12 protein-coding genes are annotated in these 14,713 nt (G+C 55.4%); 7 read left to right on the top strand and 5 right to left on the bottom strand.

The genetic code is table 11. The features are described 5' to 3' along the window. Window positions 1-4: 4 nt before the first annotated feature. Together aceE and pdhR are read right to left on the bottom strand one after the other, a co-directional pair. Window positions 5-2,668 (bottom strand): pyruvate dehydrogenase (acetyl-transferring), homodimeric type, encoded by a 2,664-nt coding sequence (gene aceE / locus ACWHWP_RS04165; protein WP_059310644.1) that lies wholly within the window; start codon window positions 2,666-2,668, stop codon window positions 5-7. A 123-nt stretch (window positions 2,669-2,791) separates the two neighbouring features. Further along, entirely contained in the window at window positions 2,792-3,556 is a 765-nt protein-coding gene (gene pdhR, locus ACWHWP_RS04160) for a pyruvate dehydrogenase complex transcriptional repressor PdhR (protein WP_008501960.1), read from the bottom strand. A 537-nt stretch (window positions 3,557-4,093) separates the two neighbouring features. Between pdhR and aroP the strand changes: the two genes are divergently transcribed. The 3 genes from aroP to ACWHWP_RS04145 all read left to right on the top strand — a co-directional run bounded on the left by aroP (window position 4,094) and on the right by ACWHWP_RS04145 (window position 7,987). Beyond that, window positions 4,094-5,464, top strand: coding sequence for an aromatic amino acid transporter AroP (gene aroP / locus ACWHWP_RS04155; RefSeq protein WP_047346367.1), 1,371 nt, complete (start codon window positions 4,094-4,096; stop codon window positions 5,462-5,464). Between the two features lie 164 nt (window positions 5,465-5,628). Further along, window positions 5,629-7,026: a glycoside-pentoside-hexuronide (GPH):cation symporter gene (locus ACWHWP_RS04150; protein WP_447855113.1), complete on the top strand. Its 1,398-nt coding sequence runs from the start codon at window positions 5,629-5,631 to the stop codon at window positions 7,024-7,026. Between the two features lie 10 nt (window positions 7,027-7,036). Continuing rightward, entirely contained in the window at window positions 7,037-7,987 is a 951-nt protein-coding gene (locus ACWHWP_RS04145; RefSeq protein WP_447855112.1) for a glycoside hydrolase family 43 protein, read from the top strand. Window positions 7,988-8,005: 18 nt separating this feature from the next. On the opposite strand, the gene ampE is transcribed toward ACWHWP_RS04145, so the two are convergent. Continuing rightward, on the bottom strand, window positions 8,006-8,860 hold the full coding sequence (ampE, locus tag ACWHWP_RS04140; RefSeq protein ID WP_063957485.1) for a beta-lactamase regulator AmpE: 855 nt from the start codon (window positions 8,858-8,860) through the stop codon (window positions 8,006-8,008). Beyond that, entirely contained in the window at window positions 8,857-9,420 is a 564-nt protein-coding gene (gene ampD, locus ACWHWP_RS04135) for a 1,6-anhydro-N-acetylmuramyl-L-alanine amidase AmpD (protein WP_059310641.1), read from the bottom strand. Before ampD ends, ampE begins: the two co-directional genes overlap by 4 nt. A gap of 87 nt (window positions 9,421-9,507) precedes the next feature. Here ampD and nadC point away from each other — a divergent pair, with 87 nt between their 5' ends. The 4 genes from nadC to hofC all read left to right on the top strand — a co-directional run bounded on the left by nadC (window position 9,508) and on the right by hofC (window position 13,580). Then, window positions 9,508-10,401 carry a carboxylating nicotinate-nucleotide diphosphorylase gene (gene nadC / locus ACWHWP_RS04130; protein WP_063430922.1) on the top strand — a complete coding sequence of 298 codons (894 nt, stop codon included), beginning with the start codon at window positions 9,508-9,510 and terminating at the stop codon, window positions 10,399-10,401. 174 nt (window positions 10,402-10,575) lie between these two features. Beyond that, window positions 10,576-11,013, top strand: coding sequence for a prepilin peptidase-dependent pilin (gene ppdD / locus ACWHWP_RS04125; RefSeq protein ID WP_063430920.1), 438 nt, complete (start codon window positions 10,576-10,578; stop codon window positions 11,011-11,013). Window positions 11,014-11,023: 10 nt separating this feature from the next. After that, window positions 11,024-12,406: a type II secretion system protein GspE gene (gspE, locus tag ACWHWP_RS04120; RefSeq protein ID WP_447855111.1), complete on the top strand. Its 1,383-nt coding sequence runs from the start codon at window positions 11,024-11,026 to the stop codon at window positions 12,404-12,406. Next, window positions 12,396-13,580, top strand: a complete 1,185-nt coding sequence (hofC, locus tag ACWHWP_RS04115) for a protein transport protein HofC (RefSeq protein ID WP_063430917.1) — start codon at window positions 12,396-12,398, stop codon at window positions 13,578-13,580. Before gspE ends, hofC begins: the two co-directional genes overlap by 11 nt. Window positions 13,581-13,632: 52 nt before the next feature. On the opposite strand, the gene ACWHWP_RS04110 is transcribed toward hofC, so the two are convergent. Next, complete coding sequence (locus ACWHWP_RS04110) at window positions 13,633-14,676, bottom strand: GMP reductase (RefSeq protein WP_047346358.1); 1,044 nt, start codon at window positions 14,674-14,676, stop codon at window positions 13,633-13,635. Between the last annotated feature and the right edge of the window lie 37 nt (window positions 14,677-14,713).

Genomic DNA, 14,713 nt, shown 5'->3' with positions numbered 1-14,713 from the left:
CCTCTTACGCCAGACGCGGGTTAACTTTTTCTGCATCGATGTTGAATTTGGTGATTGCGTCAGCAACCACTTTCTTATCGATTTCGCCACGTTTAGCCAGTTCGCCCAGTGCTGCTACAACCACGTAAGAAGCATCAACTTCGAAGTGGTGACGCAGGTTTTCGCGGCTGTCAGAACGACCGAAGCCGTCAGTACCCAGAACGCGATAATCATCAGCAGGAACGTAAGTACGAACCTGCTCAGCGAACAGTTTCATATAGTCAGTAGACGCCACCGCTGGTGCATCGTTCATCACCTGAGCGATGTACGGAACGCGTGGAGTTTCCATTGGGTGCAGCATGTTCCAACGCTCACAATCCTGGCCATCACGCGCCAGTTCAGTGAAGGAGGTCACGCTGTACACGTCGGAGCCCACACCGTAATCTTTCGCCAGGATCTGTGCCGCTTCACGGACGTGACGCAGGATAGAACCGGAGCCCAGCAGCTGAACTTTACCTTTGCTACCTTCGAGGGTTTCGAGTTTGTAGATACCTTTACGGATACCTTCCTCGGCACCTGCTGGCATTGCCGGCATGTGGTAGTTTTCGTTCAGGGTGGTGATGTAGTAGTAAATGTTCTCTTGCGCTTCACCGTACATGCGCTGCAGACCGTCATGCATGATGACTGCCACTTCGTACGCGTAAGACGGGTCGTAAGAGATACAGTTAGGGATAGTCAGAGACTGAATGTGGCTGTGGCCATCTTCGTGCTGCAGACCTTCACCGTTCAGGGTCGTACGACCGGAAGTACCGCCTACCAGGAAGCCGCGAGCCTGCTGGTCGCCAGCCTGCCAGCACAGGTCACCGATACGCTGGAACCCGAACATGGAGTAGTAGATGTAGAACGGGATCATCGGCAGGTTGTTGGTGCTGTAAGAGGTCGCAGCAGCCAGCCAGGATGCGCCTGCGCCCAGCTCGTTGATACCTTCCTGCAGGATCTGACCTTTCTCGTCTTCTTTGTAGTAGGCAACCTGCTCACGGTCCTGCGGGGTGTACTGCTGGCCGTTCGGGCTGTAAATACCGATCTGACGGAACAGACCTTCCATACCGAAAGTACGCGCTTCGTCGGCGATGATTGGAACCAGACGATCTTTGATCGACTTGTTCTTCAGCATCACGTTCAGGGCACGAACGAAAGCGATAGTGGTAGAGATCTCTTTATTCTGCTCTTCCAGCAGCTGAGAGAAGTCTTCCAGAGCTGGCAGTTCCAGTTTCTCGGTGAAGTTAGGCTGACGAGCTGGCAGGTAGCCTTTCAGCGCCTGACGACGTTCGTGCAGGTACTTGTGCTCTTCAGAACCTTCCGGGAAGGTGATGTAAGACAGGTTTTCTACCTGCTCATCGGTCACTGGAACGTTGAAACGGTCGCGAATGTAACGCACGCCGTCCATGTTCATTTTCTTAACCTGGTGAGCGATGTTTTTACCTTCTGCGGTATCACCCATGCCGTAACCTTTGATGGTGTGGGCCAGGATTACAGTCGCTTTACCTTTGGTTTCCTGCGCTTTTTTCAGTGCAGCGTAGACTTTCTTCGGATCGTGACCACCGCGGTTCAGGGCCCAGATCTGCTCGTCAGTCCAGTCTGCAACCAGCGCTGCGGTTTCAGGGTATTTGCCGAAGAAGTGCTCGCGAACGTAGGCACCGTCTTTGGATTTGAAGGTCTGGTAGTCACCGTCAACGGTTTCGTTCATCAGCTGGATCAGTTTACCGCTGGTGTCTTTACGCAGCAGCTCATCCCAACGACCGCCCCACATGACTTTAATCACGTTCCAGCCAGCACCTGCGAAGATGCCTTCCAGTTCGTTGATGATCTTGCCGTTGCCGGTTACCGGACCATCCAGACGCTGCAGGTTACAGTTGATGATGAAGCACAGGTTGTCCAGCTTCTCACGGGTCGCGATGGTGATCGCACCTTTAGATTCTGGCTCATCCATTTCGCCGTCGCCCAGGAAGGCGTAAACGGTTTGCTCAGAGGTGTCTTTCAGACCACGGTGTTCCAGATACTTCAGGAATTTAGCCTGATAGATCGCACCGATTGGACCCAGACCCATAGATACGGTCGGGAACTGCCAGAATTCAGGCATCAGTTTAGGGTGCGGGTAAGAAGACAGACCTTTACCGTGAACTTCCTGACGGAAGTTGTTCATCTGCTCTTCAGTCAGACGACCTTCCAGGAATGCACGTGCATAGATGCCCGGAGAGATGTGGCCCTGGAAGTACACCAGATCGCCGCCGTCTTTCTCGTTAGCTGCACGGAAGAAGTGGTTGAAGCACACTTCGTAAACGGTTGCAGAAGACTGGAAGGACGCCATGTGGCCACCCAGTTCCAGGTCTTTCTTGGATGCGCGCAGAACGGTCATGATGGCGTTCCAGCGGATTGCAGAACGGATACGACGTTCCAGATCCAGATTGCCCGGGTATTCCGGTTCGTCTTCGACGGCAATCGTGTTTACGTAGTTGCTAGCCCCTGCACCTGAAGCAACCTTCACACCGCCTTTGCGGGCTTCAGAAAGCAGCTGATCAATCAGATACTGAGCGCGCTCAACACCTTCTTCACGGATGACCGATTCGATCGCCTGTAGCCAGTCGCGAGTTTCGATCGGATCCACGTCATTTTGGAGACGTTCTGACATGGGGGTATTCCTTATCTATCTAATACGTTGATTTGTCTGGAACCTGTCCCATTGTGCTCTTGGGCAAGAACACAATAAGACAGGTTCTGCGTTTAGTTGCCGCGCTCTAAAAGTACCTGGCGCTTAATCCTTTCGTTGCTGTATGCGGCGTAATGAACGTTCGCGACGCGATTGTTCACGGCTGCGGTCCAGCAAGATTTCCTCAATGAAAGCCAGATGTCGGTGCGACGCTTCGCGCGCCTGCTCCGGTTCCCCGGCCATTATCGCCTCGAATACTCGGGTGCGATGGTTGCTTACCAGTGGGAGCATGTCCCGACGGGCATACAACAATTCAAAATTCTGACGAACGTTCTGGGCCAGCATCGGCTCCATGCAGCGTAGCAGATGGAGGAGCACCACATTGTGTGCTGCTTCGGTGACGGCGATTTGATACTGGACGACGGCGCTGGACTCGGCGTCTAAATCGCCGGACTGCTGTGCCCGTTCAATAGCCTGATGCAGTTCGCGGATACGCACGCGATCTTCATCAGTGCTGCGAAGGGCGGCGTAATAAGCCGCAATTCCTTCAAGCGCGTGACGGGTCTCAAGCAGGTCAAACTGGGATTCTGGGTGGTCAGAGAGAAGTTCTACCAGCGGATCGCTGAAGCTCTGCCACAGGCTGTTTTGCACAAAAGTTCCGCCGCCCTGGCGACGAAGCAGCAAGCCCTTTGCTTCGAGACGTTGAATTGCCTCACGCAGAGAGGGACGTGAAACGTCGAACTGTTTTGCCAGTTCGCGTTCTGGCGGAAGTTTCTCACCCGGGCGCAGAGTCCCTTCGAGGATTAAAAACTCCAGCTGCTGCTCAATCACATCAGATAGTTTTGGTTGGCGAATTTTGCTGTAGGCCATATTCCCTGTCTTACGCCTTTTTGCCCGGAGTCAATTGGTCTTACCAATTTCTATTTCGTATCGCTAAAGTAACAAAGTATTCACCTTCTGTCCATATTGGTTTTGATTGAAATCAGTAAACCCTGCACATTTTAACAACCTTACAGAAATAACGTTTCAGAAATGTAACTTTGCACAAATGAGTTGATTACTACTAAAGAGGGAGATTTAACCTTAATGAAACGAGGGTTTTTGCAATCTGAAGCGATTCAACAAAGCAAATAATGAAATTTCGCCCACTTATAGCGCATTTCTATTCTATAGGTTGGGGTAAGAAGGGTGAGCGGAGCGATTTACAAATGCTTTCTTTTTATTCAAGTCGTCATCCGTGCGTCATAAAGCAGGTGCATTCGCAGGCACTTACCACTATTCTTGCGCTTACGGAAGTCATCACCGCTTTTTTCGGTCTTATTAACCGTAAAGAAATAAATACAGAAAACGGATATTCATAATTACACACGCTCAGCGTGAACATAACAACCACACACGAGGTTTCAAATGGAAGCTCAACAGCACGGCGATCAGCTAAAGCGCGGGCTAAAAAACCGCCATATTCAGCTCATCGCACTGGGCGGTGCCATCGGAACCGGCCTCTTTCTGGGTAGCGCATCCGTTATTCAGTCAGCCGGTCCGGGCATTATTCTGGGGTACGCAATCGCGGGCTTTATCGCGTTTCTGATTATGCGTCAGTTAGGTGAAATGGTCGTGGAAGAGCCGGTGGCAGGCTCCTTTAGCCACTTTGCCTATAAGTACTGGGGCAGTTTCGCCGGTTTCGCCTCGGGCTGGAACTACTGGGTGCTGTACGTACTGGTTGCCATGGCCGAGCTTACCGCCGTCGGGAAATACATTCAGTTCTGGTATCCCGAGATCCCAACCTGGGCCTCCGCTGCGGCCTTCTTCGTCATTATTAACGCCATTAACCTGACCAACGTAAAAGTGTTCGGTGAAATGGAGTTCTGGTTCGCCATCATCAAGGTCATTGCCGTTGTGGCGATGATTATCTTTGGCGGCTGGCTGCTGTTCAGCGGCAACGGCGGCCCGCAGGCAACCGTTCGCAACCTCTGGGAACAGGGTGGCTTCCTGCCTCACGGCATGACGGGTCTGGTGATGATGATGGCAATTATCATGTTCTCCTTCGGCGGTCTGGAGCTGGTGGGCATTACGGCCGCTGAAGCTGACAACCCGGAGCAGAGCATTCCAAAAGCCACTAACCAGGTTATCTACCGTATCCTGATCTTCTATGTGGGTTCGCTGGCCGTGCTGCTCTCCCTGCTGCCGTGGACGCGCGTCACCGCCGATACCAGCCCGTTTGTGCTGATCTTCCACGAACTGGGCGATACCGTCGTGGCGAATGCGCTCAACGTTGTCGTCCTGACGGCGGCTCTGTCCGTTTACAACAGCTGCGTGTACTGCAACAGCCGCATGCTGTTCGGTCTGGCGCAGCAGGGTAACGCCCCGAAAGCGCTGCTCAACGTCGATAAACGCGGCGTGCCGGTAAACACCATTATCGTTTCGGCGATCGTGACCGCGCTGTGCGTCCTCATTAACTACATGGCGCCGGAATCGGCGTTTGGCCTGCTGATGGCGCTGGTGGTCTCTGCCCTGGTCATCAACTGGGCGATGATCAGCCTGGCGCACATCAAGTTCCGTCGCGCGAAACAGCAGCAGGGCGTCACCACGCGCTTCCCTGCCCTGCTCTATCCGCTGGGTAACTGGATTTGCCTGCTGTTCATGGCGGCCGTGCTGGTGATCATGCTGATCACCCCGGGTATGGCGATTTCTGTGTACCTGATTCCGGTCTGGATTGCCGTGCTTGGCGTCGGCTATATGTTCAGCCAGAAAAGCCGTAATGCGATGAAGGCCCACTAAGCCTGCCCCTGCGGTACCTGCTTTTGCGGGTACCGCACGTTGTTACCTCCCTCACACTTTCACGTCCACAGCGCTTTTATCCATATCACCGCCCTGATACTGCAACGCATATATTCCTTTGCCAGCAAATAATTCTCTCCATACCGTAACCCGGAGAGCAGTCTATGGATAACGCTAAACTGTCAGTAAAAGAAAAGATCGGCTATGGGATGGGCGATGCAGGTTGCAACATCATCTTTGGCGCCATCATGCTGTTTGTTAACTATTTTTATACCGATATTTTTGGTCTGGCACCTGCGCTGGTGGGCGTACTGCTGCTCTCTGTGCGCGTGATTGACGCCGTAACGGACCCGATCATGGGCGCCATTGCCGACCGTACCCGCAGCAAATATGGCCGGTTTCGTCCATGGCTGCTGTGGATTGCCTTCCCCTACGCGCTGTTCAGCATCCTGATGTTTACCACGCCTGACTGGAGCTATAACAGCAAAGTTATCTATGCGTTTGTCACCTATTTCCTGCTGTCGCTGACCTACACGGCTATCAACATTCCCTACTGCTCGCTGGGCGGGGTGATTACCAACGATCCCAAAGAGCGCGTCGCCTGCCAGTCATATCGCTTCGTGCTGGTCGGTATTGCCACGCTGCTGCTGTCGCTGACGCTGCTGCCGATGGCCGACTGGTTCGGGGGAGATGACAAAGCCAAAGGCTACCAGATGGCGATGACCGTGCTGGCGCTGATTGGAACCTGTATGTTTCTGCTCTGCTTCGCCACCGTGCGCGAGCGCGTGCGCCCGGCGGTTCAGACCAATGACCAGCTGAAAAACGACCTGAAAGACGTGTGGAAGAACGACCAGTGGGTGCGCATTCTGCTCCTGACCCTGTGCAACGTCTGCCCCGGCTTTATCCGCATGGCGGCCACCATGTATTACGTGACATGGGTGATGGGCCAGAGCACCCACTTCGCGACCCTGTTTATCAGCCTGGGCGTGGTGGGCATGATGCTCGGCAGCATGCTGGCGAAAGTGCTGACCGACCGCTGGTGTAAGCTGAAGGTTTTCTTTTGGACCAACATCGTGCTGGCGATCTTCTCAACCGCCTTTTACTTCTTCGACCCGAAGGCCACCGTCACCATTGTGGTGCTCTACTTCCTGCTGAACATTCTGCACCAAATTCCGTCTCCGCTGCACTGGTCACTGATGGCCGACGTGGATGACTACGGCGAGTGGAAAACCGGGAAACGCATCACCGGGATCAGCTTCTCCGGCAACATTTTCTTCCTGAAGCTGGGGCTGGCGATTGCCGGTGCAATGGTCGGCTTCCTGCTCTCCTGGTACGGCTACGACGCCGGGGCAAAAGCGCAAAGCGCAGACGCCATCAACGGCATTGTCCTGCTGTTTACCGTCATCCCGGGCGTTGGGTACCTCATTACCGCGGGCGTGGTGCGTCTGCTGAAGGTTGACCGTGAGACGATGAAGCGGATTCAGGAAGACCTGGAGAAGCGTCGCATTAACTATCGCGAGCTGAACGAGTATCAGGAACTCAGCGCCGCTGAGACAAAATAAGGAAAGCCGAATGCAAACCTCGCCAAACCCGTTTATTGAACAACGCGCCGATCCGTATATTTTGCACCACGAGGGGCAATACTATTTTATCGCCTCCGTGCCGCAGTACGACAGGCTCGAAATTCGCCGCGCGGACTCCCTGGAAGGGCTACGCAGCGCAGAAGAGGTGGTGGTCTGGCGAAAACCCGAGACCGGCCCGATGAGCCAGCTTATCTGGGCGCCGGAGCTGCATCATATCGACGGCAAGTGGTATATCTATTTTGCGGCCACGCACACGCAGGCGCTTGATAAGCTTGGGATGTTCCAGCACCGCATGTTCGCGCTGGAATGTAACGATCGCGATCCGCTCAGCGGAGCCTGGATCGAAAAAGGGCAAATAAAAACGCCTTTCGACACCTTCGCCCTGGACGCCACCACCTTTGTTCATCAGGGGAAACGCTGGTACCTGTGGGCGCAAAAAGCGCCAGATATCGCCGGAAACTCCAACCTGTATCTGTGTGAAATGGAGAACCCGTGGACGCTGAAGGGCGAGCCGGTCATGCTCAGTCAACCTGAATATGACTGGGAGTGCCGCGGCTTCCGAGTCAACGAAGGCCCGGCGGTGCTGCTCCACGGTGATAAGCTGTTCATCAGCTATTCTGCCAGCGCCACCGATGAAAACTACTGCATGGGGCTGCTGTGGATAGACATCAACGCCGATCCGCAAAACCCGGCGAACTGGCAAAAATCTCCGCGCCCGGTGTTCGCCACCAGCTATGAAAACCGCCAGTATGGGCCGGGCCATAACAGCTTCACAAAGACGCCAGAAGGGGAAGATGTGCTGGTGTATCACGCGCGTAATTACACCGAAATCGAGGGCGACCCGCTTTACGATCCGAACCGTCATACCCGCCTGAAGCTTGTCCTCTGGAACGAAAGCGGGATGCCTGATTTCGGCATCCCGCCTGCGGATACGCTTTAACCGCTGCGGCGCGCTGGCTTACACCAGCGTGCCGTAAATCGTCAGCAGCGCCACCACAACCACCACGACAAACGAGGTCTTCTTCGCCATGGAGACGGCGGATTTCGGCGTTTCAATCTTGTCGGTATGCGGCTCGCGCGCCAGAGAGAACTGCGCCAGACGCGTTAGCACCTGGTACTGCGAGGTATGGCGGTCGGCAAGAGAAGCGAACCATGCAGGCAGCGCTTTTTCACCGTGACCAATTAACGCATACACCACGCCCACCAGACGAACCGGAAGCCAGTCGAGCACGTGCAGGATGGCATCAATCCCAGACAGCAAGCGTTCATGCGGCGTCAGATAACGGGCAAGCCAGGTTTGCCAGGCGCGAAGAAAAGCATACCCCATCAGCAAGACCGGCCCCCACGGCCCTCCCACCACAAACCAGAACAGCGGTGCAAGGTAGTAACGGAAGTTAATCCACAGCAGCGCGTTTTGCAGCTCGCGCAGGAACTCGCGCTCATCGCAATCCGGCGGCACGCCGTGAATCATCGTTAGTTCACTGGCCATGGCACCGCGCGCGTGGGCATCGTCACGGGAAGCGGCTTTAAGATAAGCGTGATAGTGCAAACGCACCTTCCCCGCGCCAATGCAAAGGACACCGAGCAGGATCCACACCACCAGCAGCGGCACGTTGAAAAACAGACCGTACAGCGAGCGCAGCAGCAGGAACGTAATGACCATCACTCCAGCCATCATCAGCAGCGTACGCAGCATAGAAAAGTGCTTAATTCGGCGGAAAATCACCTCCAGCCGGTGATCCAGATGCCAGTGCTCGCCGAGTTTGAACAGGCGTTCAGCGATGATAACCAGCAGCATGGTAAACAACGTCATGTGATCTCCTTATTTGACGCAGCGGCAAGCATAGTACGAAACCGCCCCCAGTCGAATGCCGGACCGGGATCGGTTTTTCTCACCGGAGCAATATCGCTGTGTCCCGTGATATTTTCTGCCATCGCGGGGTACAGGCCGATCAGCGTTTGGGTTACCGCTACCAGCTGTTGGTACTGAGCATCGGTATAGGGTGTGGTATCAGTGCCTTCCAGTTCAATCCCGACGGAGAAATCATTACAGCGTTCGCGTCCTTGATACAGTGAGGCTCCCGCATGCCAGGCGCGCTTATCAAAAGGAACGTACTGAACGATCTCGCCATCACGACGGATCAGACAGTGTGCCGACACGCGCAGATGCGCAATCTCAGCGAAGAAAGGATGAGCATCGGGATCAATCGTTCCCGTGAATAACGCATCAATCCACGGACCGCCAAACTCACCCGGCGGGAGACTAATATTATGAACAACCAGCAGTGTGGGCTTTTCATCCTCCGGGCGGCAATCGTGGTGCGGCGAGGGCACGTGCCGCGCATCCACCAGCCATCCGTTTTCTAACAACATGCTGGAACTCCTTATGTATGGTGCTGTTACTCGGTTCAGAGTAGCATGTTTCAATATTATGATTCGTTACCAATTTGGAGTTTTATCATGCCGCCTCGCCGCTACAACCCCGACCACCGACGTGAAGCGCTTCTGGAACGTATTAACATGGATATCCCGGCAAGCGTCGCCCATGCTTTGAAAGAAGACCTGGGCGGTGACGTTAACGCCGAAAAGGATATTACCGCACAATTATTGCCAAAAGAGTCACGCTCTCACGCGGTGATTATCACCCGTGAAGATGGCGTTTTTTGCGGCAAGCGTTGGGTTGAAGAGGTCTTTACCCAGCTGGCGGGTGACGATGTGCAGATCGTCTGGCACGTTGAAGACGGCGATGCGATTACGGCGAACCAGCCGCTGTTTGAACTAGACGGCCCGTCCCGCGTGCTGCTTACCGGTGAACGAACCGCGCTCAACTTCGTCCAGACCTTGTCCGGGGTGGCAAGTGAGGTGCGCCGCTACGTTGACCTGCTGGCCGGCACTCGTACCCAGCTGCTGGACACCCGCAAAACGCTGCCGGGCCTGCGTACGGCGCTGAAATACGCGGTACTTTGCGGCGGTGGCGCAAACCATCGCCTGGGATTATCCGACGCCTTCCTGATTAAAGAGAACCACATTATTGCTTCCGGCTCCGTGCGTCAGGCGGTTGAGAAAGCCTTCTGGCTGCACCCGGATGTGCCCGTTGAGGTGGAAGTCGAAAGCCTGGAAGAGCTGGAGCAGGCCATTAAGGCCGGGGCCGATATCATCATGCTCGATAACTTCGAAACGGAGCAGATGCGCGAGGCGGTTAAACTGACCAACGGCCAGGCACAGCTCGAAGTGTCCGGGAACGTCACCTTCGATACGATCCGTGAATTCGCCGAAACGGGCGTGGATTACATTTCCGTCGGGGCGCTGACCAAACACGTTCGCGCTCTCGACCTCTCGATGCGTTTTAAGTAGTGATTCCTCCCCTCTCCGCCCGGAGAGGGGAAATGCAGCCCCGCTCGCAACGCCGTTGTTCTTCCCTGCAACGCTGAATGAATCTTCTGAAGCCCACTTCTCGTTCCCATTTTTGCCCCTCGTTTCTGCCCTTTCGCGCTGACAGAGTAGCGCCACTTAACGTAAGGAGCAGATATGGACAGACAACACGGATTCACTCTCATTGAGCTGATGGTGGTCATTGGCATTATTGCGATTCTGAGCGCCATCGGCGTACCCGCCTATCAGAACTACCTGCGCAAAGCGGCGCTGACCGATATGTTGCAAACGTTCGTGCCGTATCGTACGGCCATTGAGCTGTGCGCGCTGGATCGCGGCGGCGTGACAAGCTGTGACGGTGGCAGTAACGGCATCCCCTCCCCAACGACAACGCGTTATATCTCGGGAATGAGCGTGACGCAGGGCGTCGTATCATTAACGGGCCAGGAGAGTCTTAACGGGCTGGAGGTGGTTATGACACCCCAATGGAGCAGCGGCAACGGTATGACGGGCTGGAAACGCAGCTGCAATATCAGTAACGGCGGCGAGCTCAAACAGGCCTGCGAAGACGTTTTCCGCTTCGACAATAACTGAGGAGCGGCTAATGAATACCGATCGGCTTATGGCACTTTGTCTGCGCCATCATGCCCTGCTGCTCACCAGCGACAGTGACATGATAAGCATCGCCGTCGTGGGCAACCCCGCGACTGAACTCATGGAGGCCCTGCGTTTCGCGACTCAGAAACGGATTGATATAGAATGCTGGAGCGCTGAACGCATGGAAAAACACCGGCAGCTCAGGTCGCAATCGCATCTGCCCGCTGTTTCGCAAACTCACTCCACGGTGGATATGCTCAACCACACGCTGCAGCAGGCAATAAACCAGCGCGCATCCGACATTCATATCGAACCGATGGAGCATGCGTGCCAGATCCGTTTGCGCATCGACGGCGTGCTCTGCCCGCAACCTCCCCTTTCCGCCTCACTGGCAAGTCAGTTCAGCGCGCGCTTAAAGGTGCTGGGTAACCTGGATATTGCTGAACGCCGTTTACCTCAGGACGGCCAGTTTACGATTGAGCTGGCAAACGAGCCGGTCTCCTTTCGGATTGCCACGCTTCCCTGCAGCGGTGGCGAGAAAATAGTGCTGCGTCTTCTTCATCAGGTTCAGCAGGCGCTTGAACCGAAAGCGCTCGGGATGAGCGCTGAACAGCTGGCCTGTTTTAATGAGGTACTCCATCAGCCGCAGGGGCTAATTCTGGTTACCGGCCCGACCGGCAGCGGCAAAACCGTGACGCTGTACAGCGCGCTGCAGGCGCGTAACACCCCTGAGGTCAATATCTGCAGCGTGGAGGATCCGATTGAGATCCCCCTTGCGGGATTAAACCAGACGCAGATTAATCCCCGGGCGGGTTTAACATTCCAGAGCGTGCTGAGAGCGCTGCTGCGCCAGGATCCGGACATCATTATGGTCGGCGAAATTCGCGACGGTGAAACGGCCGGAATTGCCATTAACGCCGCTCAGACCGGGCATCTTGTGTTGTCGACGCTGCACACCAACTCGACAACGGAAGCCCTGACTCGCCTGGAACAGATGGGCGTGGCGCGCTGGATGATATCTTCCGCACTCTCGATGGTGATAGCCCAGCGGCTGGTCCGGCGTCTGTGTCCACACTGTCGCCGGGAAGCCAGCGAGCACGCTCAGTTACCTCGCTCCGTATGGCGCAGGCAGCTTCCCCGCTGGCAGCCCACCGGCTGCGAGCGTTGCTATCACGGGTTTTATGGCAGGGTGGCCATTTTTGAAGTGCTCGCGATCGACAACGCTCTTCGGCAGGCCATTGCCAGCGGGGCGGGAACAGAAGTGATAGAGGCGAGCGCCCGGCAGGGGGGAATGGTTTCTCTTTTCGAGCACGGCTGCCTGGCCGTTGAACAAGGGCTGACCACAATTGAAGAGCTGTTTCGCGTTCTGGGCATGCCCGATGGCAGCTAATCAGCTCTGGCGCTGGCGAGCGCTCACCCAGGAAGGAGAACCCAGAAACGGGACACTCTGGGCTACAGACCGCAATGCAGCCTTCGTCAGGTTGATGCGTAACGACCTTCATCCTCTGACGCTGACCCGATGCGCGCAGCGACACCGCTGGCGGCCACATCACTGCTATGAGATGTTTCGCCAGCTCGCCACGCTTCTGCAGGCTGGGCTGACTTTGTCCCACAGTCTGCAAATGCTGGCAGAGCAGCATCCGTTGAAACCCTGGCAGGCGCTGCTGCAAAGCATTGCCGATGAGCTCAGTGAAGGATGTTCCTTTTCTGAGTCGCTAAAAAAGTGGCCAGCGGTTTTTAACCCGCTGCATGTCTCGATGGTGAAGACCGGTGAGCTTACGGGAAAGCTGGAGGAGTGCTGTCGCCAGCTCGCTCAGCAACAAAAAGCGCAGCAACAACTCAGTGCGAAAGTAAAAAAGGCGCTGCGCTACCCGGCGATCGTTCTGACGCTGGCCGTACTCGTCGTGCTGGCGATGGTCACCCTGGTCTTACCCGAGTTTGCCGCGATCTACAAAACGTTTAACGCTCCGCTCCCGTGGCTGACGCAAAAGGTCATGGATATGGCGGCGTTTATGCAGTCATATGCCCTCGCGTTGTTCGCCGTGTTATTGGTGCCCTGCGCTGCCGCCTGGGCGCTGCGAGAGAATCCCCGCTGGCAGCGCATCCTGCTGCATACGCCAGTGATGGGGTCGCTGGCAAAAGGCCAAAAACTGGGACAAATTTTTACCGTGCTGTCGCTCACGCAGCAGGCGGGTATCGCCTTTTTACAGGGACTGGAAAGTGCAGAGGAAACCGTTGAAAGCCGCTACTGGCAGGAAATACTCCGCAGCGTTCGGGAGGAGATTGAAAAAGGCGTCCCCGTCTGGTCATCCTTTCAGAAAGCGACAATCTTTACTCCGCTGTGTATCCAGCTTTTACGCACCGGCGAAATGTCAGGCGCGCTGGACGTTATGCTGGCAAACCTTGCCCGGCATCACACGGAACAAACTCTTCAACGGGCAGATAACCTGGCGGCACTTCTGGAGCCAGTACTTCTGATTGTGACAGGGGTCATCATCGGCACGCTGGTCGTGGCAATGTATTTGCCGATTTTCCATCTGGGGAATGCGATGAGCGCGGGATAGTGCTGAAACAGTGATGAAGGGCTGGCGCACGAGCATGCGCCAGCGAAAGCCATTACAGGCTGTTGAATACGCGGTTTTCCTGTTCCTGAACGCGAATAAACGTCGTGCGTTTCGTGAGCTCTTTCAGGCGGGATGCACCCACGTAGGTGCAGGCGGAGCGCAAGCCACCGAGGATATCGCGCGCGGTGTTTTCGACCGGACCGCGCAGGGGCAGCTTGACGGTTTTGCCTTCCGCGGCACGGTATTTTGCCACACCACCGACGTGTCGGGTCATTGCCGATTCAGAGCTCATTCCGTAGAACAGCATAAATTTCTCGCCATTCTCTTCAACTACGGTACCACCGCTCTCTTCGTGACCTGCCAGCATGCCGCCGAGCATCACGAAGTCCGCGCCGCCGCCGAAGGCCTTGGCGACATCACCCGGCATGGTGCAACCGCCGTCGCTGATAATCTGTCCACCCAGTCCGTGCGCCGCATCGGCACATTCAATGACTGCGGAAAGTTGCGGATAACCGACGCCGGTTTTGACGCGCGTGGTGCACACGGAACCTGGGCCAATGCCGACCTTCACGATATCTGCACCGGAAAGGATCAGCTCTTCACACATTTCGCCGGTCACCACGTTACCCGCGATGATGGTTTTCGTCGGCCAGGCCTCACGCGCCTTGCTGACGAACTGCACGAAGTGTTCGGAGTAACCGTTCGCCACATCAATACAGACGAAGTTGAGTGCCGGGTTAGCATTCAGGATCTGTTTGGTCTTCTCGAAGTCTGCATCGGAGGTACCGGTGGAGACCATCACATGCTTCACCACATCAGCAGAGGCGGACGCAACAAACGCATTCCACTCTTCAGGACTGTAATGTTTGTGCACGGCGGTGAGAATATCGAACTGTGCCAGGGAGGTTGCCATCTCAAAGGTTCCCACAGTATCCATGTTGGCAGCGATGATCGGCACGCCAGACCAGGTCTGACCGGAATGCTTAAAGGTGAATTGACGTTCGAGTTCAACGTCTGAGCGACTTTTCAGTGTAGAGCGTTTAGGGCGGATGAGAACGTCTTTGAAACCTAACTTCAGATCTTCTTCGATACGCATGTGCGGATTCCTGGGGTTAGAGGCAAATATGTTAAAA

Source organism: Enterobacter sp. WI-ESBL-E8, assembly GCF_053364895.1.
The sequence above is the reverse complement of the archived record's forward strand: the minus strand, read 5'-3'. Positions and strand labels throughout refer to the sequence as shown.